The 23,380-nt window shown below is 40.2% G+C and carries 21 protein-coding genes; 15 read left to right on the forward strand and 6 right to left on the reverse strand.

What is annotated here, in order from left to right:
* Positions 1-1,917: an ATP-dependent DNA helicase gene (locus AABI99_RS03215; RefSeq protein ID WP_338363257.1), complete on the reverse strand. Its 1,917-nt coding sequence runs from the start codon at positions 1,915-1,917 to the stop codon at positions 1-3.
* 328 nt (positions 1,918-2,245) lie between these two features.
* Here AABI99_RS03215 and AABI99_RS03220 point away from each other — a divergent pair, with 328 nt between their 5' ends.
* Complete coding sequence (locus AABI99_RS03220) at positions 2,246-3,529, forward strand: sodium:proton antiporter (RefSeq protein ID WP_338363259.1); 1,284 nt, start codon at positions 2,246-2,248, stop codon at positions 3,527-3,529.
* A gap of 68 nt (positions 3,530-3,597) precedes the next feature.
* Here the strand turns inward: AABI99_RS03220 and AABI99_RS03225 are convergent, their stop codons facing one another.
* Positions 3,598-4,215 (reverse strand): transglutaminase-like domain-containing protein, encoded by a 618-nt coding sequence (locus AABI99_RS03225; RefSeq protein WP_338363261.1) that lies wholly within the window; start codon positions 4,213-4,215, stop codon positions 3,598-3,600.
* Between the two features lie 194 nt (positions 4,216-4,409).
* Here AABI99_RS03225 and AABI99_RS03230 point away from each other — a divergent pair, with 194 nt between their 5' ends.
* Entirely contained in the window at positions 4,410-5,330 is a 921-nt protein-coding gene (locus AABI99_RS03230) for a helix-turn-helix domain-containing protein (protein WP_338363263.1), read from the forward strand.
* A 47-nt stretch (positions 5,331-5,377) separates the two neighbouring features.
* Here the strand turns inward: AABI99_RS03230 and AABI99_RS03235 are convergent, their stop codons facing one another.
* Complete coding sequence (locus tag AABI99_RS03235; RefSeq protein ID WP_338363265.1) at positions 5,378-5,626, reverse strand: hypothetical protein; 249 nt, start codon at positions 5,624-5,626, stop codon at positions 5,378-5,380.
* Positions 5,627-6,060: 434 nt separating this feature from the next.
* Between AABI99_RS03235 and hisG the strand changes: the two genes are divergently transcribed.
* The 11 genes from hisG (at position 6,061) to AABI99_RS03290 (ending at position 14,820) form a co-directional block, all read left to right on the forward strand.
* Positions 6,061-6,960 (forward strand): ATP phosphoribosyltransferase, encoded by a 900-nt coding sequence (gene hisG, locus AABI99_RS03240; RefSeq protein ID WP_338363267.1) that lies wholly within the window; start codon positions 6,061-6,063, stop codon positions 6,958-6,960.
* Positions 6,961-6,965: 5 nt separating this feature from the next.
* On the forward strand, positions 6,966-8,267 hold the full coding sequence (gene hisD / locus AABI99_RS03245) for a histidinol dehydrogenase (RefSeq protein ID WP_338363269.1): 1,302 nt from the start codon (positions 6,966-6,968) through the stop codon (positions 8,265-8,267).
* Positions 8,257-9,366: a histidinol-phosphate transaminase gene (gene hisC, locus AABI99_RS03250; protein ID WP_338363271.1), complete on the forward strand. Its 1,110-nt coding sequence runs from the start codon at positions 8,257-8,259 to the stop codon at positions 9,364-9,366. Before hisD ends, hisC begins: the two co-directional genes overlap by 11 nt.
* Positions 9,363-10,424, forward strand: a complete 1,062-nt coding sequence (hisB, locus tag AABI99_RS03255; protein ID WP_338363273.1) for a bifunctional histidinol-phosphatase/imidazoleglycerol-phosphate dehydratase HisB — start codon at positions 9,363-9,365, stop codon at positions 10,422-10,424. The genes hisC and hisB overlap by 4 nt, the downstream gene beginning before the upstream one ends.
* Entirely contained in the window at positions 10,421-11,011 is a 591-nt protein-coding gene (gene hisH / locus AABI99_RS03260) for an imidazole glycerol phosphate synthase subunit HisH (RefSeq protein ID WP_338363275.1), read from the forward strand. Before hisB ends, hisH begins: the two co-directional genes overlap by 4 nt.
* 33 nt (positions 11,012-11,044) lie before the next feature.
* Positions 11,045-11,779 (forward strand): 1-(5-phosphoribosyl)-5-[(5-phosphoribosylamino)methylideneamino] imidazole-4-carboxamide isomerase, encoded by a 735-nt coding sequence (locus AABI99_RS03265; RefSeq protein WP_338363277.1) that lies wholly within the window; start codon positions 11,045-11,047, stop codon positions 11,777-11,779.
* A complete protein-coding gene (hisF, locus tag AABI99_RS03270; RefSeq protein ID WP_338363278.1) occupies positions 11,761-12,540 on the forward strand; it encodes an imidazole glycerol phosphate synthase subunit HisF in 780 nt (259 codons plus the stop codon). Before AABI99_RS03265 ends, hisF begins: the two co-directional genes overlap by 19 nt.
* Positions 12,531-13,145: a bifunctional phosphoribosyl-AMP cyclohydrolase/phosphoribosyl-ATP diphosphatase HisIE gene (gene hisIE, locus AABI99_RS03275; RefSeq protein WP_338363280.1), complete on the forward strand. Its 615-nt coding sequence runs from the start codon at positions 12,531-12,533 to the stop codon at positions 13,143-13,145. Before hisF ends, hisIE begins: the two co-directional genes overlap by 10 nt.
* Positions 13,146-13,267: 122 nt before the next feature.
* A complete protein-coding gene (locus AABI99_RS03280) occupies positions 13,268-13,756 on the forward strand; it encodes a hypothetical protein (protein ID WP_338363282.1) in 489 nt (162 codons plus the stop codon).
* Positions 13,757-13,764: 8 nt separating this feature from the next.
* Positions 13,765-13,950: a DUF1289 domain-containing protein gene (locus AABI99_RS03285; RefSeq protein ID WP_338363284.1), complete on the forward strand. Its 186-nt coding sequence runs from the start codon at positions 13,765-13,767 to the stop codon at positions 13,948-13,950.
* Between the two features lie 63 nt (positions 13,951-14,013).
* A complete protein-coding gene (locus AABI99_RS03290; RefSeq protein ID WP_338363286.1) occupies positions 14,014-14,820 on the forward strand; it encodes a glycosyltransferase family 25 protein in 807 nt (268 codons plus the stop codon).
* An 8-nt stretch (positions 14,821-14,828) separates the two neighbouring features.
* Here the strand turns inward: AABI99_RS03290 and AABI99_RS03295 are convergent, their stop codons facing one another.
* From AABI99_RS03295 to AABI99_RS03305, 3 genes are all read right to left on the reverse strand, one after another.
* A complete protein-coding gene (locus tag AABI99_RS03295) occupies positions 14,829-16,100 on the reverse strand; it encodes an aminotransferase class I/II-fold pyridoxal phosphate-dependent enzyme (protein ID WP_338363288.1) in 1,272 nt (423 codons plus the stop codon).
* 111 nt (positions 16,101-16,211) lie between these two features.
* Complete coding sequence (locus AABI99_RS03300) at positions 16,212-18,284, reverse strand: EAL domain-containing protein (protein ID WP_338363290.1); 2,073 nt, start codon at positions 18,282-18,284, stop codon at positions 16,212-16,214.
* A gap of 150 nt (positions 18,285-18,434) precedes the next feature.
* Complete coding sequence (locus AABI99_RS03305; RefSeq protein ID WP_338363292.1) at positions 18,435-20,216, reverse strand: M61 family peptidase; 1,782 nt, start codon at positions 20,214-20,216, stop codon at positions 18,435-18,437.
* A 203-nt stretch (positions 20,217-20,419) separates the two neighbouring features.
* Here AABI99_RS03305 and AABI99_RS03310 point away from each other — a divergent pair, with 203 nt between their 5' ends.
* Positions 20,420-21,955, forward strand: coding sequence for a diguanylate cyclase (locus AABI99_RS03310; RefSeq protein WP_338363294.1), 1,536 nt, complete (start codon positions 20,420-20,422; stop codon positions 21,953-21,955).
* Positions 21,956-22,034: 79 nt separating this feature from the next.
* Positions 22,035-23,378: a nucleotide 5'-monophosphate nucleosidase PpnN gene (gene ppnN, locus AABI99_RS03315; RefSeq protein WP_338363296.1), complete on the forward strand. Its 1,344-nt coding sequence runs from the start codon at positions 22,035-22,037 to the stop codon at positions 23,376-23,378.
* Positions 23,379-23,380 lie beyond the last annotated feature (2 nt).

The raw sequence follows: 23,380 nt of genomic DNA on the forward strand, positions 1-23,380 counted from the left end.
CTAGTTAATGTGTTTTAAAAATGTATTTGCATCTTCTAAGCTTCGCGTGCGGCGCATCGGCGGTAAGCTTTTTAAAAATACTTGGCCATATTGGCGTGTTACTAATCGGTTATCGCAAATAACCAGCACACCTTTATCTTTGTTATCTCGAATTAAACGCCCCACCCCCTGCTTAAGCGCAATAACAGCTTGCGGTAACTGTATATGTGCAAACGGGTCTTTGCCTTGCATTTGGCAATCTTGCATTTTGGCTTGCAGCAATGGATCATCCGGTGCTGAAAAAGGTAACTTGTCAATAATAACACAGCTTAACGTACTACCACGTACATCAACACCTTCCCAAAATGAGGCTGTGCCTAACAATACTGCATTACCATGGCGGGTAAATTTTTCGAGTATTATACGCTTAGACATTTGCCCTTGCATATAAACTGGGTAGTCCATTTGTGTGGTTAATCCCTCCGCCACTAAATGCATCATTCGATAGCTGGTAAACAACACAAAGCAACGCCCTTTAGCTGATTTTATCAACTCTAAGGTTAATTTTATAATGGCATGGGGCATGTTCTCAGCATGCGATTCAGGTAAATAGCGCGGTAAACATAATAAGGCCTGATTAGGGTAATCAAAAGGGCTGTCGACCATCATACTTTGTGTTGGAGTTATACCCAAACTAGCATTAAAGTGGTCCAGCTTATTATCAACCGAGAGTGTGGCTGAGGTAAATACAAACCCAGCGCCAGTATCTTTCATCATTTGGGCAAATTTAGCAGAAACATTTAACGGCGTAATATTAACCGTTAAATAGCGCCTTGTGGTTTCGTACCAATAACTAAACCCAGTTTGAGCAGTGTCAAACACACGCTCTAACTGGCCTTTAAACGCTAATGTTCGCTCAAACGGATGCTCTATTTTATCGCTGCGCTCTAGGCACAGCTTTAATACTTGGTACACAAAGTCTAAATCGCTGATCACCCGATGCAGCGCTGCGCAAATTAATTTATCACTGAGCTTTTCGCGCCAATCACCTCGGCTACCATCCACACCAAACTGTAAACGTAAATCAGCCAAGCTGGTTTCTAGCTTATTAAGGCTTTTACCAAGCTGCAGCATATCGGGGATTTCTGCGCGGTAAATTGCGCGTAAATCGTTAATTAAATCCACCAACTTCTTAGTACTAATGCTCTCGCCAAAATAATCGCTAGCGATTTCGCTCAGCTGATGTGCTTCATCAAAAATATAAGCATCTGCTGTGGGCATCAGCTCAGCAAAGCCTGAGTCTTTCACTGACATATCAGCAAAAAATAAGTGATGGTTTATAACTACAACATCAGCCTCAGCGGCATTTAAACGCGCTTTACGAATATAGCACGATTGAAAATCAGGACACTCTTTGCCTAAACAATTATCAGCCGTTGAACTAACATAAGGCAGTACTTTTGCATCTTCTTCAATGCCAATACAGTCTGCTAAATCACCTGACTGTGTTTCACTGGCAAATTTAGCAACCATAGCAAGTTGGTGCATCACATCAGGATCATCTGTTGGGACATGCGCCACGTGCTGGTTTAATCTATATGTACATAAGTAATTAGCGCGCCCTTTTAATAAAGCCGTTTTTTTTGATGCACTGAGAGCTTTAACAAGCTGAGGGAGATCGCGGTGATATAACTGCTCTTGCAAAGCCTTAGAGCCCGTTGAGATAATTGTTTTACCCTTAGATTTAAGAGCAGGCGCTAAGTAGGCAAAGGTTTTACCAGTGCCCGTTCCAGCCTCAACCACTAACTGCGTGCTATTTTTTAATGCTTCATTCACGGCAATAGCCATATCAATTTGAGGTTGGCGAGGCGTGTATCCATCTAAAGATAATGCTAACGGCCCGGTTGCACTAAACAGCTGTTTGATAATACCAGTCACTTTCTAAATAATAATAGCGAGATTTTACGTAAGGCAGGCTGCAAGGGCAAGCCTATTAAAATTATAGAACGTGCCTATTTAAAATAGGGGCAACATATCAGGCAGTAGCATTAAAAGTCACGAATCCAAATTGCCTAGGCAACCTTATAGCAATAACTTAATTACAACCGATAACACCCGTAAATTTGCATTAACCAACTGTCCTTTGAAGACATAAAAAAAGCGCCAAAAGCCCTATAAATACTGTGACACAGCCTAATCACAGGAGTAACATACGCCGCGTTTAATTCTCTTTTTTTTGTTCTTAAAAATAATTTAAGGTTAGCCAATGAATGCTTGGTATCTCATTTGTTTTCTCTCTGCCATCGCAATTTTTATTGCGTATTTAAACCAGTACGTTTTAAAAATGCAAACGACGATTGCCATAACAACTGGCTCGGTTATCATATCCTTGATATTAATTATTTCGGTAAAATTATTAGGCGATACAACGGCACTAGAAATGACTAGAATTGTCGCGAGTATCAACTTTAATGAATTACTTTTAAAAGGCATGCTTGGCTTTTTACTTTTTGCAGGCGCGTTAGAAATTAACCTCATGGCGCTTCGTAAACAGCGATGGGAAATAACTGCTTTAGTGTTGTTTTCTACTGTGGTGTCTACATTTTTAATCGGCTACTTAAGTTTTTATATTTTTACCGCACTTGGCTGGCCTGTCCCGTTTATTTATTGCCTATTATTTGGTGCGTTAATAAGCCCAACCGACCCTATCGCTGTACTTGCGATTATTAAACAATTACGTGCCCCCGAAGGTATTTCTGTGCAAGTCGAAGGCGAGTCATTATTTAATGATGGTATTGGCTTAGTTATTTTTACGACCCTATTCTCTGTTGCTTTTTTTGGCACTGATGCTAACCCTGCCGATGTTGCAGAGCTATTTTTTGTTGACGCTATAGGGGGGATCGCATTTGGCCTTATTATGGCACTTGCAGGACACTACCTAATTATTAACTGTAAAGATGTCAATATTCGCTTATTAATTACCTTAACCATTCCAACTGCCGGTTTTGCCGCTGCAAATATATGGGAAATATCTGGCGCACTTGCCATGGTTACCAGTGGCATTATTTTAGGCAATATTACACGCGCAACAGCAACCGAACGAACTGGGCCTGAAAACACGCGCTACATTAAAGATTTTTGGCATGCTACCGACAGTTTTTTAAATGCGTTGTTGTTTTTGATTATTGGTATGCTAATAGTCACTATGCCCGTTACACTCAATGAGATTGGTCTGGGGCTTGTGATGGTACCGGCTATTTTATTTGCACGCTTCATTAGTGTTGGCGCACCCTTTGTAATATTTAAGCGCTTTAGAAGCTACGATAAGCACAGTGTGAAAATTTTAACTTGGGGTGGTTTACGTGGTGGTTTAGCGCTCGCTATGGCAGCAGCCATTCCGCGCGATGAAGTGTTTATATCTGGCAGTGACTTACATGATTTAATCGTTATTGTCACTTACGTGGTGGTGATATTTTCAATAATAGTACAAGGGTTAACTATTTCTCCTCTTATACAAAGCAGTATTAAATCTGCTGAACACACCCGTTAATTTTTGATACACCCGCAACACTAAGTTGCGGGTTAACCCCTATGATTCTATTTATAGAGTACCTTTGATTAATAATTGTCAAAATTAAGTGCTAAATGCGGGTAATAATGTCGACAGTTTAGATGAATAAACGACGTAGGCATTGCATCATAATGACCATGGTCTTTTAAATATTCCATATGCTTTTTACCATCAGGGGTAAATTGGTGGAACAAAGAGTCATTGATCCCATCAAATTCCAGCGGTTTTATATTAACTAACTCGCACAGTTCTTTATTAAATGCCGGAGTTGATTTTACCCACTTTCCAGCAATGTATTGCTCTACGTAAGCATGCATTGTAAATATTTCATTTTTAAGTAATTCATCTAGTTTAGGCGTACTTAAGTGGTTACGAACATCTGCTAAGCCTAATCGCGCAGGAATGTTACAAGCCCGACTTAGCGCAATTTGCAGCGATGCCTTAGGGATACAATAGGCTGCTTTATTATCTAAACAAAAATCGCTACTGAGTGACTGAGCTCCCTCTAGAAGCGTAAACGGGTCATATTTAATTCCATCTCTTACTAGGTAATAAATAGACACAGCCTTGGCGCGTTCATTCGATCCTTTTACTTTTTTTAACCAGCTATTTATTTCTGTATGATTTTGATTGAAAAAAGTATCATTTCGTAAATATTGCTTCAAACCTGCCCCCTTCATAAAATAGGTTTATTATAATTAAACGCGCTATTCACAATTTTAAAAACTCAAAAAAGCATTTAAAACAATAGCTTTTTAATTTACATATGTATTCGAAGTAGGATTTAATATTACTTTTAATGAAAGTAAACTACTATGTCTACACAGGTATTTTTAACAGTCTGATCGGGCCATATGTTATGAGAAATATTGCAATTATTGCCTATGAAGGGTGTTGGGCTGTGAGCGTCTTTTTAGCAAAAGATTTTTTTACTATTGTTTCCTTGCTCGACTCGCATTACTCGCTGCCTCAAAGTTATGAAGTAGAAATAATAACGATCGATGGTAGTGCAATAACTAGTTCAAGTGATTCACTTGTTATTGCAGATAATTCGCTTTCTGATAAAGCGTATGATTTAGTTATTATTCCGCCAATAGAGGGCTCAAAATTAAAAAATATGCCTCTTGGCACTGACTTAATTATTAATTGGCTAAAACCAAAAATACATAGTAGTACGTCTATTCTTAGTTTAAGTACAGGCTCTTACTTTTTAGCTGCAACAGGTCAATTGAACAAAACGGTGATTGCGACTCACTGGAGCTTAGTTAAGCCTCTCAGTAAGTTATTTCCTGATTGCCAATTTATTAGCCATAAATCGTATTTAAGAACCGGAAACATCTATACAACAGGCTCTTTTGAGGCGGGTATTAGCGTGCTTTTAGGGATTGTTGCTAAAGATAAAGGCGACCGTTTTTCTCAGCAGTGTGCGACCCATTTACTTATTTCTGATTCTAATAAGTTAAATCTTATTTTGCCTCAGTTTAATAATCATCAAGACGATAAAATTAATGAAATACAAGATTGGATCCATAGCCACTCAACTGATGTAATCACTATAAATGACTTAGCAAAGCAGTTTAATTTTAGTGAGCGCAACTTAAAAAGGCGATTTTCGCAAGCAACAGGAATATCAATTAATAAATATGTACAAGAAGTCAGAATAGATAAAGCCAAAAAGCAATTATTAGCAACAGATAAAACCGTAAACGAAATATCGGTGGATGTGGGCTATGAAAACAGTAGTTTTTTTCTCGTTTATTTAAAAAAAGCACAGGGCTAACGCCTGCAAAGTGGCGTAAGAATGATTAAAATTATCGCAAATTGGTATTAAGCCCATGTATCTAAATGCGTGTTACCTTCATCATCGACGGTAATGGCCTTTTCATTAGTTGTGTTTGCGCTTTGGTTGCTTTGAGCTGCTTCTAATCGTTTTTTATTTAGCGTTTGCTTTTTTTCATTTTCCAACTTAATTTTCTGTGTTTGCGGCGTATTTTGCACACCTGCAATGTGAAAGGCACCTTTTGGTTCAAGTTCAAGTCGTGATATTTTACCTAAAAAAGGGATCATTATATCCATACAATCCTCCATAACGTTAATTTACTAAATTAGATAAAACGACCAACAAAGCCTGCTTTGCCTACATTTTAAACATTAAAACAGCAAAAATTGAGGTTTTTCTTTTAATATTATCGACCGTTATAAGATATGCTTTAATTAGGTAAAAAAAAACTTGCCTTAACAAGGCGGTTTATGTTTTTATGAATGCGAAATTTATTTAAACAGATTAAAGCTTAACGCGCATTAAATAGCGCTAAGCTAAATAGGATAAAAAATGCGCTTAAACCTGACAACAGTACATCATCACCACCATTCACCGGAATAACCTGTCAGGTCTTTCGCTGAGAGGTTATTCCTAAAAGGAACCTCTGGCGATTCAAAACACATTGATTCATTTTCGCCCTGAGGTTCCCCTCGGGGTTTTTAGTTTTTAAATTAAAGGAAAATGAATAATGAGTAACACAAATCGTCTACGTATCGCCATCCAAAAAGGCGGTCGCCTGTCTAAAGATTGTCAAGATTTACTAAAGCAACTAGGTGTTAAATTAAACCTACGTGAGCAACGCTTAATTGCACACTCAACTAATATGCCCATTGACGTACTACGTGTGCGCGATGACGATATTCCGGGCTTAGTAATGGACGGTGTATGTGATTTAGGTATCGTTGGCGAAAACGTACTAGTAGAAGTACAAGCAGAACGTGAACGTCAAGGTGTACCAAGTGAAGTGAGCAAACTAGCTAAATTAGACTTTGGTTACTGCCGCCTCGCACTTGCATGGCCACAAGAGCTTGGCCAACGTGACAAAAGCTGGTTTGAAGGTAAACGAATTGCTACAACCTACCCAGAAATTTTAACGCAGTGGTTAAAGCGCGAAGGCATTAACGCAAGTACTGTCATGCTTACAGGTTCAGTAGAAGTTGCCCCGCGTGCCGGCCTTTCTGATGCAATTTGTGATTTAGTATCTACCGGTGCAACGCTTGAAGCAAATGGTTTAATTCAAGGTGATACAATTTTAGAATCAAACGCCTGTTTAATTCAAAACAAAGATCTGCAAGATGAAGAGAAACTAGCGCTAATCAATAAGCTTATGCCGCGTCTTCGTGGTGTTAAACAAGCTAAAGAAAGCAAATACATTATGCTACACGCCCCAAAAGCTAAGCTTGACGAAATTTGTGAACTGTTACCAGGTACTGGTCAACCAACATTACTTGCACTAGCTGGTAACGAAGAGTACGTAGCACTCCACATGGTAAGCAGCGAAACATTATTTTGGGAAACAATGGAGCAGCTTAAAGCCCTAGGCGCTAACTCTATTTTAGTAATGCCAATTGAAAAAATGATGGAGTAAGTACCATGCTTCGTTGGAATGAGGAATCTTCACAAGTACAAGCAGCGGCGTTAATGCGCCCTGCGGTTTCTGCCAGCGCAAAGGTTGAAGCGATATGCCAAACAATTTTGAGCGATGTTAAAGAACAAGGTGATCAAGCCTTACTTGATATGGCTAAAAAGTTTGATAATAGAGCTAACCCTCGTTTACGTGTACCCCTTGATGAAATAAACGCATCAGAGCAAGCACTAAGCGCAGAGCTTAAATACGCAATTGACAACGCTTATGCAAACGTTAAACGTTTCCACGAAGCGCAATTGCCTAAAGATATTAAGTTATCAACCCAACCAGGCGTTGAATGTGAACTGAAATATCAGGCCATCAAAGCTGTGGGTATTTATGTACCAGGTGGCAGTGCTCCACTGCCATCATCGGTTATTATGCAGGGTGTACTTGCACAATTAAGTGGTGCTAAAACCGTTGTACTTGCAACTCCAGTGCAAGGTGATGGGCGCATTAACCCTGCTATTTTATATGCAGCAAAACTGTGTGGCATTACAACTTTAATTGAAAGTGGTGGCGCAGGTGCAATTGCCGCAATGGCCTACGGCACTGAATCAGTGCCTAAAGTGAACAAAATTTTTGGCCCAGGTAATAGCTTTGTAACAATGGCAAAACAACTTGTCGCGCAAACAATTCCTGGCATGGCTATCGATATGCCAGCAGGCCCGTCTGAAGTTTTAGTTATTGCAGATGAGCGTGCAAATCCAGACTTTATTGCCGCTGATTTATTATCACAAGCTGAGCACGGCGCAGACTCTCAAGTTATATTACTGTGTAATAGCGAAAGTATCATTGAGCAAACGCAGCAGGCACTTACAAACCAGCTTGCTAACTTAAGCCGTAAAGATACCGCCGAGCAAGCACTGGCTAATTCATCACTTATATTAGTGGACTCTGTTGAGCAAGCATTTGATGTGTCGGCGCAATATGGCCCTGAGCACTTAATTTTGCAATTAGCAGATTCAACACCATATTTGGATAAAGTAAAAAATGCAGGGTCAGTATTTGTTGGGGACTACACGCCAGAATCAGCGGGTGATTATGCATCAGGTACTAACCACGTGTTACCGACCTACGGTTACAGTGCAACCTATTCAAGCCTAAACTTGCTTGATTTTTTCCGCACTTACACAGTGCAAACTATTAGTAAAAGTGGCTTAACACAGCTGTCAAAAGCTATCTTACCATTAGCAGATGCAGAAGGCCTTGATGCACACGCAAATGCGGTTTCAATTCGTTTAGAGGCAATTAAAAATGAGCAATAAGAGCGCACAAGCGACTAGCTTATTACCACAAAATATTGCAGCTCTTGCTGCCTATAGCTCTGCTAAAAGTGAAAAGCTAACAGGGACTACATGGCTAAACGCCAACGAAAGCCCGTACGCCAAAAATATTGAGCTGAGTATTGAAGATTTAAATCGCTACCCAGACCCTCAACCACAAATCGTTATTGACCGCTATGCAGCTTATACAGAGCTTGAAAGCGAAAACGTATTAATGACACGCGGCGCAGATGAAGGCATTGAGCTTTTAGTACGCACCTACTGCGAACCTGCCAAAGACAGTATTGCATTATTTTTACCTACTTATGGTATGTACAAAGTTACTGCCGATACGCACAACATTGCCATTAATGGCCTAACGCAAGCGCTTTTACTCGATGGCAGTATTGATGAAATAGTTAAGGCGGTGGGCAACTCAAAACTGGTGTTTATTTGTAACCCAAATAACCCTACTGGCAGCATAACCCCTCTTGATAAGGTAAAAGCCATAGCGAATGCCCTTGCTGGTAAGGCCTTAGTTATTGTTGATGAAGCCTATATAGAGTTTTGCCCACAGCACAGTGCTACATCACTTATTAGAGAATTTAGTAATGTAGTGGTACTGCGCACCTTATCAAAAGCGTTTGCACTTGCAGGGCTAAGAACCGGTTTTACACTTGCGCAAGAAAGTGTACTTGCGCCCATTCGTAAAGTGATTGCGCCGTATCCGGTATCGGGTGTGGTAGCAAGTATTGCAGCACAAGCCATAGCGCCTGATGCAATTACATCAATGCGCCGACAAGTGACTATTTTAAATAGTTTAAAAGCTAAACTTGTACAGTGGTTAAACGCCTCCCCAGCTGCATTAAAAATTCTCACTGGTGAAGGTAACTTTGTTACCTTAAAATTAGCTGACAAAAACTACTTTAATGTAGCACTTGAACAAGGTTTAGTGATGCGCGCGTTTACCCTATACGGTGAGGACGATTGGCTACGTATCTCCATTGGTAATGAGCAAGAACTTGAGCAAGTAAAAATTTGGTTAGATGGCCTTGATAAGCCAGCAACCTCACCTCTTTTATCAGGACAAGAAGTATCATGAGTAACCCCTATTTATTTATTGACCGTGACGGCACCATAATTGAAGAGCCAATCACCGACAAGCAGGTAGACAGCCTAGAAAAACTAGCTTTTTTACCTGGTGTGATCCCTGCTTTATTGCAATTACAAGCCGCCGGTTACCGCTTAGTAATGGTATCTAATCAAGACGGCTTAGGCACTGACAGCTTCCCGACGACTGACTTTGATATAGCACAAGATAAAATGATGGACATACTGCAAAGCCAGGGCATTAGCTTTGATGAAGTATTAATTTGTCCACACTTTGATGAGCAAAACTGTGATTGCCGTAAACCTAAAACCGGTTTATTAACTGAGCTTATGCGCTCTGGTAAGGTTGATTTAGCTCGCTCATACGTGATTGGCGATCGCCAAACCGATATTGGCCTTGCACAAAACTTATGTTGTGAAGGCATTTTGTATGATGGCAGCTGGCCTGCCATTGTCACCAAGCTAACCACAGCTAACCGCGAAGGCCGTGTTACGCGTAATACCAAAGAAACACAAATTGATGTAGCTATAAATCTAGATCAAACTAAAAACGGTAGCATAGAGACTGGCCTTGGCTTTTTTGATCATATGCTTGATCAAATTCGCACCCACGCCAACATTGGCTTAAACATAAAAGCCAAAGGCGATTTACACATAGACGAGCACCACCTTGTTGAAGACATTGGTATTGCTCTTGGTGTTGCACTTAAACAAGCGCTGGGAACTAAGTCGCAAATAGCACGCTATGGTTTTGCTCTTCCTATGGATGAGTGTAAAGCTGAGGCACAAATCGATTTATCGGGCCGTGCTTCGTTTGTATTAAACGCTAACTTTAGCCGCGAAAAAGCAGGCGATTTAGACGTGCAAATGGTTGAACACTTTTTCAAAAGCTTAAGCGATAATGCCGCTATTAGCCTTATTTTATCGGTAAGCGACGGTAACTGTCATCACCAAGTTGAAGGCTTATTTAAAGCGTTTTCACGTGCCTTGCGTATGGCGATAGCGCAAGACACAACCCAACAAACAGCAAGCTCTAAGGGGTGTTTATGATTGCCATCATTAATACTGGGTGTGCCAATATAAATTCTGTCCGTTTTGCCTTTGAGCGTTTAGGGCAAACACCAACGGTCATTACCTCGCCAGAGCAATTAAAAGGCTTTGAGCGCGCTATATTACCAGGTGTAGGCCATGCATCAGTTGCCATGAAGCGCCTAGTAGATAATGGCTGGCAACAAGCTATAAACGAATACCAACGTCCACTTATGGGGATTTGCTTAGGTATGCAGCTACTGTGCGAAAGTACTGAAGAAGGTAACGTACAATGCTTAGGTAAAATACCGGGGCAAGTAAAAGCCCTTGATGTTGGCAACTTAACATCGCCACACATGGGTTGGAATAACCTAAGCATTAATAAAGAGCATGCACTTACCAAAGGGTTAACACAAGATGAGCAAGTTTACTTTGTACATAGCTTTGCGCACACTGTAAACGATGCAACACTTGTAAGCGGCAAGTACGGCCAAACCTTTTCAGCTATTGTTGCTAAAGACAACTACGCAGGCATGCAATTTCACCCTGAGCGCAGTGCCAAAGTAGGCACCCGTTTATTACAAAATTTTGTTGATTGGCAGTTATAAACAGCCCATTAACCAACAATAAAGAGATTATTTGTGATTATTCCAGCATTAGACGTATTACAAAATCAAATTGTTCGCTTATACCAAGGTAAATACGACACCGCTCAGTTTTACCCTTTTGAGCTTGGTGCACGGTTAAAAGAATACGCCGACAGCGGCGCAGGTAAATTGCACCTTGTCGATTTAGAAGGTGCACGCGATCCGAGTAAAAAACAATGGCAACATATTCAAGCCGCAACGAAAGCGCTTAACGTACCGTATCAAGTGGGCGGCGGTATTCGCTCAGAGCAAGATGTAAGTGATTGGCTAAAAGCCGGTGCTAACCAAGTAGTTATTGGCTCAATGGCAGTAGAAAAACGCGAGCAAGTAAAAGCTTGGATTGAGCAATTTGGCGCAGAGCACTTTGTTATTGCCCTTGATGTAAATAAAACAGCCACTGGCTGGGCACCTGCTACGCACGGTTGGTTGAGCGAGTCTGAGTTTGGTTTACTCGAGCTGGTTGATTTTTATGTAAGCTTAGGCGTTCTTGACTTTTTATGTACGGACATCAGTAAAGATGGCACCATGACAGGCCCATCGTTTGAATTGTATGAAGATTTAACTCGTCACAACAGCACTATTAAAGTACAAGCTTCGGGTGGCGTCAGTTCACTGGATGACATTAAAAAACTTAAAGAGCTTGGCGTAGGCGGCGTTATTTTAGGTAAGTCATTGCTTGATGGCGCATTTAGTGTTGAGGAGGCGTTGGCATGTTATCAAAGCGCATAATCCCGTGTTTAGATGTTAAAGACGGCCAAGTAGTAAAAGGTGTTAAATTTAAAGGCCATGAAGTTGTTGGTGATATTTTAACTATGGCAAAAGCATACAGCGATGCAGGTGCCGATGAACTGGTTTTTTATGAAATAAGCGCAAGTGTTGAAAAACGCCTACTTGATGTTAACTGGGTAGAGAGCATTGCTCGCCATATCGATATTCCATTTTGTGTGGCAGGTGGTATTAAATCGGTAGCCGATGCAGCACGCGTTTTAGAGCGTGGCGCCGATAAAATAAGTATTAACAGCCCCGCTATTGCCCGCCCTGAGCTTATAAAAGAGCTACATGATGAATTTGGTAAGCAATGTGTTGTCGTTGGTATTGATAGTTTTTACGATGAAGTGACCGGCGAATATTTAGTGTATCAATTAACCGGCGATCCAAATGCATCAAGCCGTACACGTTATAAAACCGAAGAATGGGTTAAACGCGTGCAAGACTTAGGCGCAGGCGAAATTGTTTTAAACTGTATGAACCAAGATGGCGTACGTAAGGGTTACGACAACGAGCAGCTAAGTAAAATGCGCGCACTTTGTGACATTCCATTAATCGCTTCAGGCGGTGCAGGTAAAATGCAAGACTTTGTAGACGTATTTAAACAAAGCGAAGTCGACGGCGCTCTAGCAGCGAGTGTGTTTCACAAAAATGTGATTAACATTGGCGAATTAAAACAATTTTTAACTGATAACCAAGTGGCAGCAAGATTATGCAATTAACACAACAAAACCAAACCCAAGTTGATTTTGCTAAAAGCGAAATGATCCCTGCTATTGTTCAAGATGCCCGCTCTGGTGTTATTTTAATGCAAGGCTTTATGAATAGCGAAGCGCTCAAGGTAACCCTTGAAAGCAACAAAGTAACCTTTTACTCGCGTTCTAAATCGCGCTTATGGACTAAAGGTGAGTCATCAGAAAACTACTTAAACGTGGTATCGGTTCACACTGATTGTGACTACGACTCAATTTTAGTACTGGCTAACCCAGAAGGCCCAACATGCCACTTAGGCAGACAAAGCTGTTTTGGTGATGACGCTAAACCTAGCCTGAGCTTTTTAGCGCAATTAGAAGATGTGATTGTTAAGCGTAAAAACGACGACCCAGCAACCAGCTACACTGCTTCATTATTTGCTAAAGACTTAAGCCGTAGTTGTCAAAAAGTAGGTGAAGAAGGTGTAGAAGTTGCCCTTGCTGCAATGAAAAACGATAACGATGAACTTACTAACGAATCAGCTGATTTAATTTACCACCTTACAGTATTACTACAGCGCCAAGGCTTAAGCCTAGAAGACGTAGTTAAATGCCTGCAAGGTCGCCATAAATAAAACCACTGCTTTATTTAAGACTATTTTAAGGCCCATATTTAAGGGCCTTTTTACGTTATGGTATTTATTTTTTTATAGAGGTTGCGTATTGTGCAGCGTATCTAATTCTTTTAGCGTTGCTTATGAATAAATCAATTATCACAGTTTTATGCGTATTAACCCTAACAGGCTGTGTAAGCCAAAAAGCCTCTGTGCCTAAAATAGTAAAAAAACAAAACGTATGCAGCTCACTAAACACATTGTTAAAAGCGCACGCTAATGGCTTTAATGCAATAAAAGCAAATAAAGTGGATAATGGTTTTATTAAACAGTGGCATGCCAATACCCATTTTATAGGTAAAGCCTGCACTATTACCCAACATAATAAGCAACAGTTTAGCTACCAATGCACGGGTGAAAACAAGCAAGCCCAAGCGACGCAACTTCATACACAAACAGTGGATAAAATACGTCAGTGTTTAGCGTCACAAGGCTGGTACGAAGACACGAAAGAGTCAGCAACTTCAATGAGTAGTAACTTTGTATTGGATGAAGCTAACCCAGTTATCACTTTATTTACTTCGCAAAGCAAAGCGCGCTATATTACCCGTTTTAAATTGCTCCACCGCTAGGAAATTAAATGCAAAAGCGTATATCTAATACATCAAAACTTAAAACAGACTGTTTAGGCATATGTGAGCGCCGCAGCGGTTATTGCACTGGGTGCGGAAGAACTAATGAAGAAATATTCGATTGGATCATTCTCTCTCAAGAAGAAAAAAATGCTATTTTAGCCCAGCCACGCGCTGACTTAAAAATGCCATAAATTTGCCACTTGCGTGTAATAGCCCCCCTTTAGTATTACTAAAAAAAGTATGGGGTGATCATCATGGCGGCAATATTTGTAATAAACTTAGCACGCTCAACGCAGCGACTAGCAAATACTCAAATGCAACTTGCACGGGTCAACTTACCCTTTGAACGTATTGACGCCGTAGATGGCGCACAATTGAGTACAGAACAAAAGTTTCTGCATTACAGCTTACAAATAAACAAACAAAAGTATCACTACCCGCTCAGCAATGGCCAAATTGGCTGCTATTTAAGCCACCGTAAAGCATGGCAAAAAATAGTGGATGAGAAATTAAAATACGCAATTGTACTTGAAGATGATTTTTATATTGATGACAGCATTCATGATGCAATTAAAAATATTGAGCAGCTAAACCAACCCTGGCAACTTATTAAACTCGCCGCGTATGAAAACCGCACTCGCCCTATTGCCTATCAGCAAAACCTAAATAATCACCAGCAATTAGTCATACATAAAAAGCTAATGACCGGCTGTTGTGCTACGGCAATAAGCTATGAAGGGGCTAAGCAATTACTTAAAGCCACAGCCCAATTTGGCCGCCCTGTAGATTGCGACTTACAGCATATTTGGGAAACCCAAGTAAATGGTTTTTCACTAATGCCATACCCTGTTTCGCAAAATACGGACATACAGAGCGATATTGCAAGCTGCGATTCTAAAACTAAGGTTAAAAAAGCATTTTTTAAACGTAAGCTTCAACAATTGCACAGCGGCGTTTTAAATAAACTGTATACCAATGCATTTATAAAACAAACCAAGCAAATAAAAGCGAATAAAAAAGGCGCTACAAAAACACCTTCTTTACTCACACAAGGTTCTTAATTTTATAACTATGCTTTATCGAGCGCTTGACTTACATCGGCAATAATATCGGCAATATTTTCAATCCCTACCGATAAGCGAATTAAATCACGGCTTACGCCTGCACTAGCCAGCTCTTCATCGTTTAATTGGCGGTGTGTAGTTGAAGCAGGATGGCACGCAAGCGACTTGGCATCGCCAATATTAACTAAGCGTAAAATCATGTTTAGTGCATCAATAAAGCGCGTGCCTGATTCAAGGCCGCCCGCAATACCAAAGCTTAAAATACCGGATGCTTTACCACTGGTAATTTTTTGGCTCATTGCATTATACGGGCTTGATTTAAGGCCTGCGTAATTAACCCAAAGTACTTTTGGGTGATTTTCTAAAAACTCTGCTAACTGCTGAGCATTTTCGCAGTGGCGATCCATCCTTAAGCCTAAAGTTTCAAGGCCGATTAAAATGTCAGATGCGTTTTTAGGCGCAAGCGCTGCACCGGTATTTCTAAGTGGCACGACTCTGCAACGTCCAATAAACGCTGCCTCGGCAAAGGCATCGGTATAAACCACATTATGATAAGACGGATCGGGCTCATTCATCATTGCAAAACGTGTCGAATTGGCTTTCCAGTCAAATTTACCTGAGTCAACAATCAACCCGCCAATGGCAGTACCGTGCCCGTTTATATACTTTGTCAGCGAATGAACCACTATATCGGCACCTAGCTCAAATGGGCGGCATAAATACGGTGTAGCCACAGTATTATCAACAATAAGCGGCACCCCTTTGCTATGAGCAATTTTTGCTAGCCGTTCAATATCGACAATATTACCTGCCGGGCTACCAATGGACTCACAAAATACAGCACGGGTGTTATCGTCAATGGCGTCTTCAAAGGCGCTAAAATCATCAGCTTTAATCATGCGTGCTTCAATACCCTGGCGCGGTAAAGTGTGGGAAAATAGATTATACGTACCGCCATAGACTTGGCTGGTACTCACAATATTAGTGCCTACTTCACACAAACATTGAATCGCATACGTAATAGCTGCCATCCCTGAGGCAACGGCCAGCGCACCAATGCCCCCTTCCATCGCGGCAATACGCTGCTCAAGCACGGCATTGGTTGGGTTCATTATGCGAGTATAAATATTGCCTGGTACTTTTAAGTCGAATAGATCAGCGCCATGCTGTGTATTATCGAACGTGTAAGATGAGGTATGGTAAATAGGCACCGCTGCAGATTTAGTGGTTTCTTCAGACTCGTAACCATGGTGCAGTGCTAATGACTCTAATTTCATAATTATATCCTTTAATACAGTGGTTATTTAACCTAGCATTATTAGTTTATAAAATGCACATGAAATTTATTGTTAGTGTAGCTTTCTGTCTCACTTAAAATTGAACACCAGCTAATTAATTTTATAATCAAGTAACTCTTTAGCAGGCAACGGTTTACTAAAGTAGTAGCCTTGTATCAAATCACAATTTAACTCGGCTAATAATTTTTGTTGTGATGATGTTTCTACACCTTCGGCTACGACACTTAAGCCTAGGCTATGCGACATTGCAATGGTGGCTTTAACTAAGCTGTAGTCTTCTTTGTTTTCGGTAATACCACAGATAAAGCTGCGATCTATCTTTAATACCTCAAACGGGTATTGCCTTAAATAGCTAAGCGATGAGTAACCTGTGCCAAAGTCATCCATGGATAGTTTAATACCTAGCTTATTAAGTGCATGCAAAGACTCTGTAATATTTGTTTGTACACTCATTAGCACACCTTCGGTAATTTCAAGCTCAACATCTTTCGCACTCACGCCATTTTTTTCTAACGTGCTTTCTATAAAACTTAATAGCTCTGAATCTCTAAACTGGCTTGGTGATAAATTAATAGCCATGCTGTAGTTTTGTTGAGAGCTTGCCTGCCACCGTGTTAAAAATACTAATGCCTGCTCAATAACAAACTTGCCAATAGGTATAATTAAACCTGTTTGCTCTGCTAACGGAATAAATTCATCGGGCATAACCTTACCAAGCACACTATTGTTCCAACGTAATAGCGCCTCTGCGCCAATAATTTTAAGTGTTTTAGCATCGCATTTAGGTTGGAAATACAATTCAAATTCATTTTTTTCAAGAGCAACATGCATTTGCTCTTCTATTGCTAACTGCCTATTTATGGCGGTATTCATTTCGCTGGTAAAACACGCGTAGGTGTTTCTGCCAAGAGACTTGGCATGATACATTGCTGTGTCTGCGTGGCGAAGTAAATCGGAGGCTGTCGTGCCATTCTCAGGGTATATTGCAACACCGATACTCAGTGTTAATAGTAGTTCTCGTCCATCTATTTCAAAGGGGGTTCTAAAGCTTTTAACTAAACTTGTTACAATCTCTACAACGTGTTCTTTACTTTGTAATTCTGGCAGTAAAATAATAAATTCATCGCCCCCTAGCCTCCCCACGGTCGCATTTTTATCAACCAATTGACCCAATTTATTAGCGGCGCTTATAAGTAATGAATCCCCGATTTCATGCCCTAAAGTGTCGTTTACTTTTTTGAAGTCATCTAAGTCGATAAAAATAACAGCGGCTAAAGTGTTTTTTTCGCTCGCAGTGTTAATTAGCTGAGTAAGTCGTTTTAAAGAATTAAAACGATTAGGGAGTAGCGTTAAGCTATCGTAATAGGCTTGTTTACGTATAAGTTTGTTTGACTCATGCTGCTCTGTTATGTCGCGAATTATCACCATTACTTGGTCTGAATGATGTAAATAACTCACTCGCGCTTCGAAATACAACACGCCTTTGGGTACTAAAAGTTCGTATTCAAAGCATACATTACCTTTGTGAATTAACAGCTCTTGAATATTGTCTTTAAACATTTTGGCTACAGTATAGGGCAATACGCTAAACATCGATTTATTTAAAAATTGCTCAGGCTGTAAATGTAAGTTGCTCAAATCATTTGCATGGTAATCAACTATCGTACCATCTCGTTTAAGCAAAAAATAAAGGTCAGGGATAGCTTCAAATACTTTTTCAAGCATCTGCTGTTTATCCATGGCTTGTGCTTGTGCCTGCTTTACCTCGCTCAAATCTATGTCAATGCAGTACATTTGCTTTACACCATGTTGATTTGTAAACATAACATGGCTTGAAAACACTGTTACATTGCCCCCATTTTGATGAACTAATGTAAGCTCTGCTGCAGGTATCTCTATATCATTTATAAGCCATTCACTATGGGCGGCTATAACTGCATCACGCATAGGTGGTGGAATAATTAAGTCTTCAAGTTTTTTTCCAGTTGCATACTCTTTTGTATAGCCATAAAGCAGCTCACTGCCTTTATTCCAGTAGATAACGCGTCGTTGCTCATCGTATCCTTGAACAGAAATACTGTGTATCGCATCAAATAACTGATGAAGCGGGTCGTTCAGTACAAATTGGTGTGACAGTGTTTGAACCGTTTTTAATGACTTCATTTATACGTTACCTAAAGAACTTATTAACTAAATAATAGGACGTACTTTTTAAATTAACACTTTTAGGTTGGTTTTTAAGTGATATACCTTTGCATAAAGTATAAAAAAGGAGCCAAAGCTCCTTTTTAAATGTTATTACAGTTAATTAGCTTACATATTAGCTGGGTGCTCTACCCCGACCCACGCCTTAAATAAGGCGCGTTGAGATAAAGTGGCATTTTTATCAGCAACCACCTTTTTAGGTTTATCATAATCCTGCGATAAAACCAGGGTTGTTGATTGAAGTGCATCTCGGCGAATAAAATCAATAGTCACCTTTTCACCCGCTTTAAACACCTCTAAGCTCGATTTTAAATCTTTCCCTACATGTTGCTTGTTTACAGCCACAATTTTATCGTCAGTAGTTAAACCTGCTTGCCATGCTGCGCCCCCTCTGCGCACATGAGTAAGCGTTAATAATTCACCACTATTTTTTGCAGTGGCATCAATACTTGCTAGTGGCTTAGCGTTCTCGGGGCGGGTTAGTTCCAAGCCAACTTTGGCCAATAATGCATCAAAATCTATATCAGCTGGGGTGCTTACGTTATCGTGCCACCAAGCGGTATAGTCTTCACCTGTGAGCTCTTTTAATATGGTAAGTACATCTTGCTCAGTAAATCCCTGTGGTAACCTGTGCTTATTGTATAAAGCATTGTGTACTTGGCGGTAGTTAACTTTTGCTTTGGTTGTTTCTAATAAATGTATATCAAGCAACATAGAAAGCAATGAGCCTTCTAAATATATATTGGTGCTGTAATTTCGCGCGTGGTCACCGCCTTGGTTTATCCACTTATCAAAGCTTGTTTCACTGGCACTTTGTACTTCTCGCCCTGGTGTTTGTAAGTGGCGATTAATTGTTTTACTCATCACTTTAAAAAATTCATCGGTGGTTTCTATGCCAGAGCGCACCAATAAGTGATCTTCAAAGTAGCTAGTGGAACCTTCCGAAATCCATAATAAATTAGAGTAGTTCATGTTAGTGTAATCATAAGGTACCAACCCTTTAGGGCGGTAGGCTTTTACATTCCAGGTATGAATAAACTCATGCGCGGCGGTACTTATAAAACCTAAATAATCTTCGCGACTACCAAACCGGTCTCTTGGGCGCTGTATAATGGTTGAGTTTAAATGCTCAGTTGCTCCGCCGGCACCTGATGTAGCATGGACCATAAATACATAACGCTCATACGGGTAGCTATTCCAAATAACATTACCTGTGGTCACCAGTTTTTTTAAATCAGTCAGCATTAGTTGCTCATCGTAGTTGCCCTCGCCCCATATAACTAGCTCGTATTGGCGGCCATCTACTTCAAATTTGTGAAGTTTGTTAATTCCTGTTTCTATTGGTGAGTCTACCAGTACATCGTAATCTGCGGCTTTAAAACTGTGTTTATTACTACCATTTTCCATACCAGATACAGAGCGCCACGCTTTAGGCACCTTTAAATCTACGGTAACAGGTTCTTGGCGAAACGATTCACTAAACATAAAAAAGCCAGATGCATCAATGAAGGCATGGCTATCGTCTATGTGGCGTGCACGTTTACCTAACTCGTTTGCATATACTTGATAATCAATATTCACCTGTGTTGGCTCAACTAAGTGCACACGCCATGTGCTGTGGTTAATTTTTTCCCATTTTAATGCATTGCCACTGTCGTCTGTGGCCGCAAAATAACGTACCCCATTAGCTAAATTTAATATTTCGTAGCGCCCAGTGCGCCATGCGGGCAATTTAACATCGATATGCGATTGCGCCGATTTTGGAAATTCTACACTCACATTGCCTAAATGGTGTTGAGGCTGTGTAATACTTAATGAGTAGTTAACATCGGCTAACGCAGGGGCAGCACAACAGGCCGCTAACATAGACAGGACAAAACGCTTTTTCATAATGACTCAAAGTTACTTATTATTTGAAATAAGCCTAACAAGGCATAAATTAAAAGTGAATTAAAAACGATAAACAACCTAATAGCTCAGTTTATATGCAGGGTCTAAGTAAAAATGCTAAGTTTTTAATTAGATAACTACACTTAATATGATTTTGTTGTAAACTGAAGGTAATGTAATTAATACGATGGCGGTATGCTTAGGTGTCTGAAAACTCTAACGCTGTAGATAAAAAGTTAAAGCAAGCAATTGAAGCAAGGATAGCCATTGAAAATGCGCGTAAGATGCAAGTTGATACTTTATCAAACCTAACTGCAAAACTGTCTTTAAGCTGCAAAGGGCTTGATATTGAGCTTGATAATAAACTCGCCAAATTTAGAAATTCGCTAAATAAAGGGGTCGGGTTTGAAATATTATCCCCTTTAATAGATGACATTTTATTGTTATTACAAAACCAAGAGGCGTTACAAACAGCCCATCAGCGAGAGCTGTTTTCGAGTGTACAAACAGCCGGTAAACTTTTACAAAAAACCAAAGGCTTACCAGACGATACTCGCCGCACCTTAAGACATTTACTCGACCACGAAATTAATAATGTACAGTCTACACACGACTATATTCCCATATTAAATCAGCTTATTAACTTTTATCACCATGCTTTACAGAGCAAACTATCAGCCACGGATGAAACAAGCGCTAATGCCTCTCCTCGTATGGCTAAAAAGTTGTTAGAGCTTGCCAATGAGCTGGTATTAGAGGATGAATCGACAGAGCAAATTAAACAAATAAAAAATGCAATCACCGAAAACGATAATATAGAAGCGCTGCTGCAAGCTGCATTAAACATAATTAGCGTTGTGGTTAAAAATATTAGTGAAGAGCGCCAATCGGCACAAAGCTTTTTAGTCTCACTTAATCAAACGTTAGAAGAGTTGCACTCATCAATTGTATCTACCAGCCAACACTCTAAATCAATGGGTGAAGAGTTCGATACGCTCAACAAACGTATTGAAGGGAAAATAAAGCACTTAAACGAGCAAACCCAATCCGCTACGTCAATTTCCTCTTTAAAAGAATTAGTAGACAACGAGCTAAGATCGCTCAGTAAAGACTTTATTGCTAAAGAGCAGCTAGAAAGAAAAGAGCGCGAAACACTGATTGCCAGTTTTGATGAAATAAACGATCGAATTGGTAGCTTAGAAGGAAAACTAACTAAATATAAAAAACGCCTAAACGAGCAACGGTTTAAAAGTTTACTCGACAGCCTTACAAAACTTCCTAACAGAGCGGCTTTTGATGAACGTTACAATCACGAGCTTCACTTATTTAATGTCCAAGCCTCGGATGTTACCCTAGTGGTTATTGATGTGGATCACTTTAAGTCAATTAATGATAGATTTGGTCATACTGCAGGCGATATAACCTTACAAGTTATTGCAAAGGCGTTGCAAAAATCAGTAAGGCAGTCTGATTTTATAGCCCGCTACGGCGGAGAAGAGTTTGTTTTACTAATGCCTGGGCTTTCGTTGTTGAACGCAGCGCAGCCGCTTGAAAAACTTAGAAAAGTGATTAAAAATATTCCTTTTAAATTTAGAGAAAAAGAAATAGAAATCACCATTTCGTTAGGCGCTACACAATTTAAAAAAGGCGATACACCGCTCAAAGCATTCGACAGAGCAGATGACGCCCTCTATGAAGCAAAAAAAACGGGTCGGGATCGCCTTTGTATGAGTAAATAATGTCATAATTCTCAATTAGTTTGAGAGCTAAAATAGATGACATGCAGTTTTTACATTTTAAGCAGCAAGGAGAATGCCGATGTTAATACAGTTAAACCCGACTGGGGTTTTAGATTTACTGTCACAATTGGAAGTTGATTTATTAGAGCAATCTTCAGCCAGTGAACGTTATCGACTTTTTAGAAACTGTGCCTTAGCCGTCCTTAACGTAGGCAGCCACACAGATGCAAGTAATGAGATTTACGACAAATACCAAGACTTTGATATTCGCTTAGTTAGTCGCGAGCGCGGCATTAAAATTGAGCTTGAAAACCCGCCCAAAACCGCCTTCGTCGACGGCGAAATAATTACCGGTATTCACGAGCATATTTTCTCTGTGATCCGCGATATTTTGTTTATTTGCCAAAAGTACGAAAAAGACCTTAAAGAGCAAAAAGCCATTACTCATATGGTGTTTGATATGCTTAGAAACGCCGGGGCCCTGCGCGTTAATAGCGAACCAAACATGGTGGTATGTTGGGGTGGGCACTCAATAAATGAGATAGAATATAAATACACAAAAGAAGTGGGCTATGAGCTTGGTTTACGTGGTTTAAATATCTGTACAGGTTGCGGCCCAGGCGCAATGAAAGGCCCAATGAAAGGTGCAACTATAGGCCATGCTAAACAACGTATTAGCGAAAACCGTTATCTTGGTTTAACAGAGCCAAGTATCATTGCAGCAGAGCCACCAAACCCTATTGTCAATGAGCTGGTAATTTTACCCGATATTGAAAAGCGCCTTGAAGCTTTTATTAGAACAGCCCATGCCATTATTATATTTCCAGGCGGTGCCGGTACTGCAGAAGAGTTACTTTATTTATTAGGCATTTTACTGCACCCAGATAATGAAAAGCAGTGTTTGCCTGTTATTTTAACTGGCCCTAAAGAAAGCGAAGCGTACTTTAACGAGTTGTGTAAGTTTGTAGAGCTCACATTAGGCAAAGAAGCCCTTGATAAGTTTGAAGTAATCATTGATGATCCTGCTCTTGTAGGGCAAAAATTAAAGTCAGCAATGGCAAGTGTACGTAATTATCGTAAAAGCCAGGGAGATGCCTACTACTTTAACTGGACACTAAAAATCGATAACGACTTTCAGCAACCTTTTGCACCGACCCATGAAAACATGGCTCAGTTAGATTTACACCTTGAGCAACCCAAGCAGCAATTAGCAGCTAACTTGCGCAGAGCGTTTTCAGGTATTGTTGCTGGCAATGTAAAAGATGAGGGCCTACGCGCCATAAAAGCACACGGGCCCTATGTGTTAAGCGGTGAGCCTGAATTAATGAAAGATATGGATAAACTATTACAGGCATTTGTAGACCAAGGTCGTATGAAGTTACCCGGTAGTAAGTACGTCCCTTGTTATGAAATAAAAGCATGAGT

The organism is uncultured Pseudoalteromonas sp., assembly GCF_963922945.1.
In the GTDB taxonomy this organism is placed as follows: Bacteria; Pseudomonadota; Gammaproteobacteria; order Enterobacterales; family Alteromonadaceae; genus Pseudoalteromonas.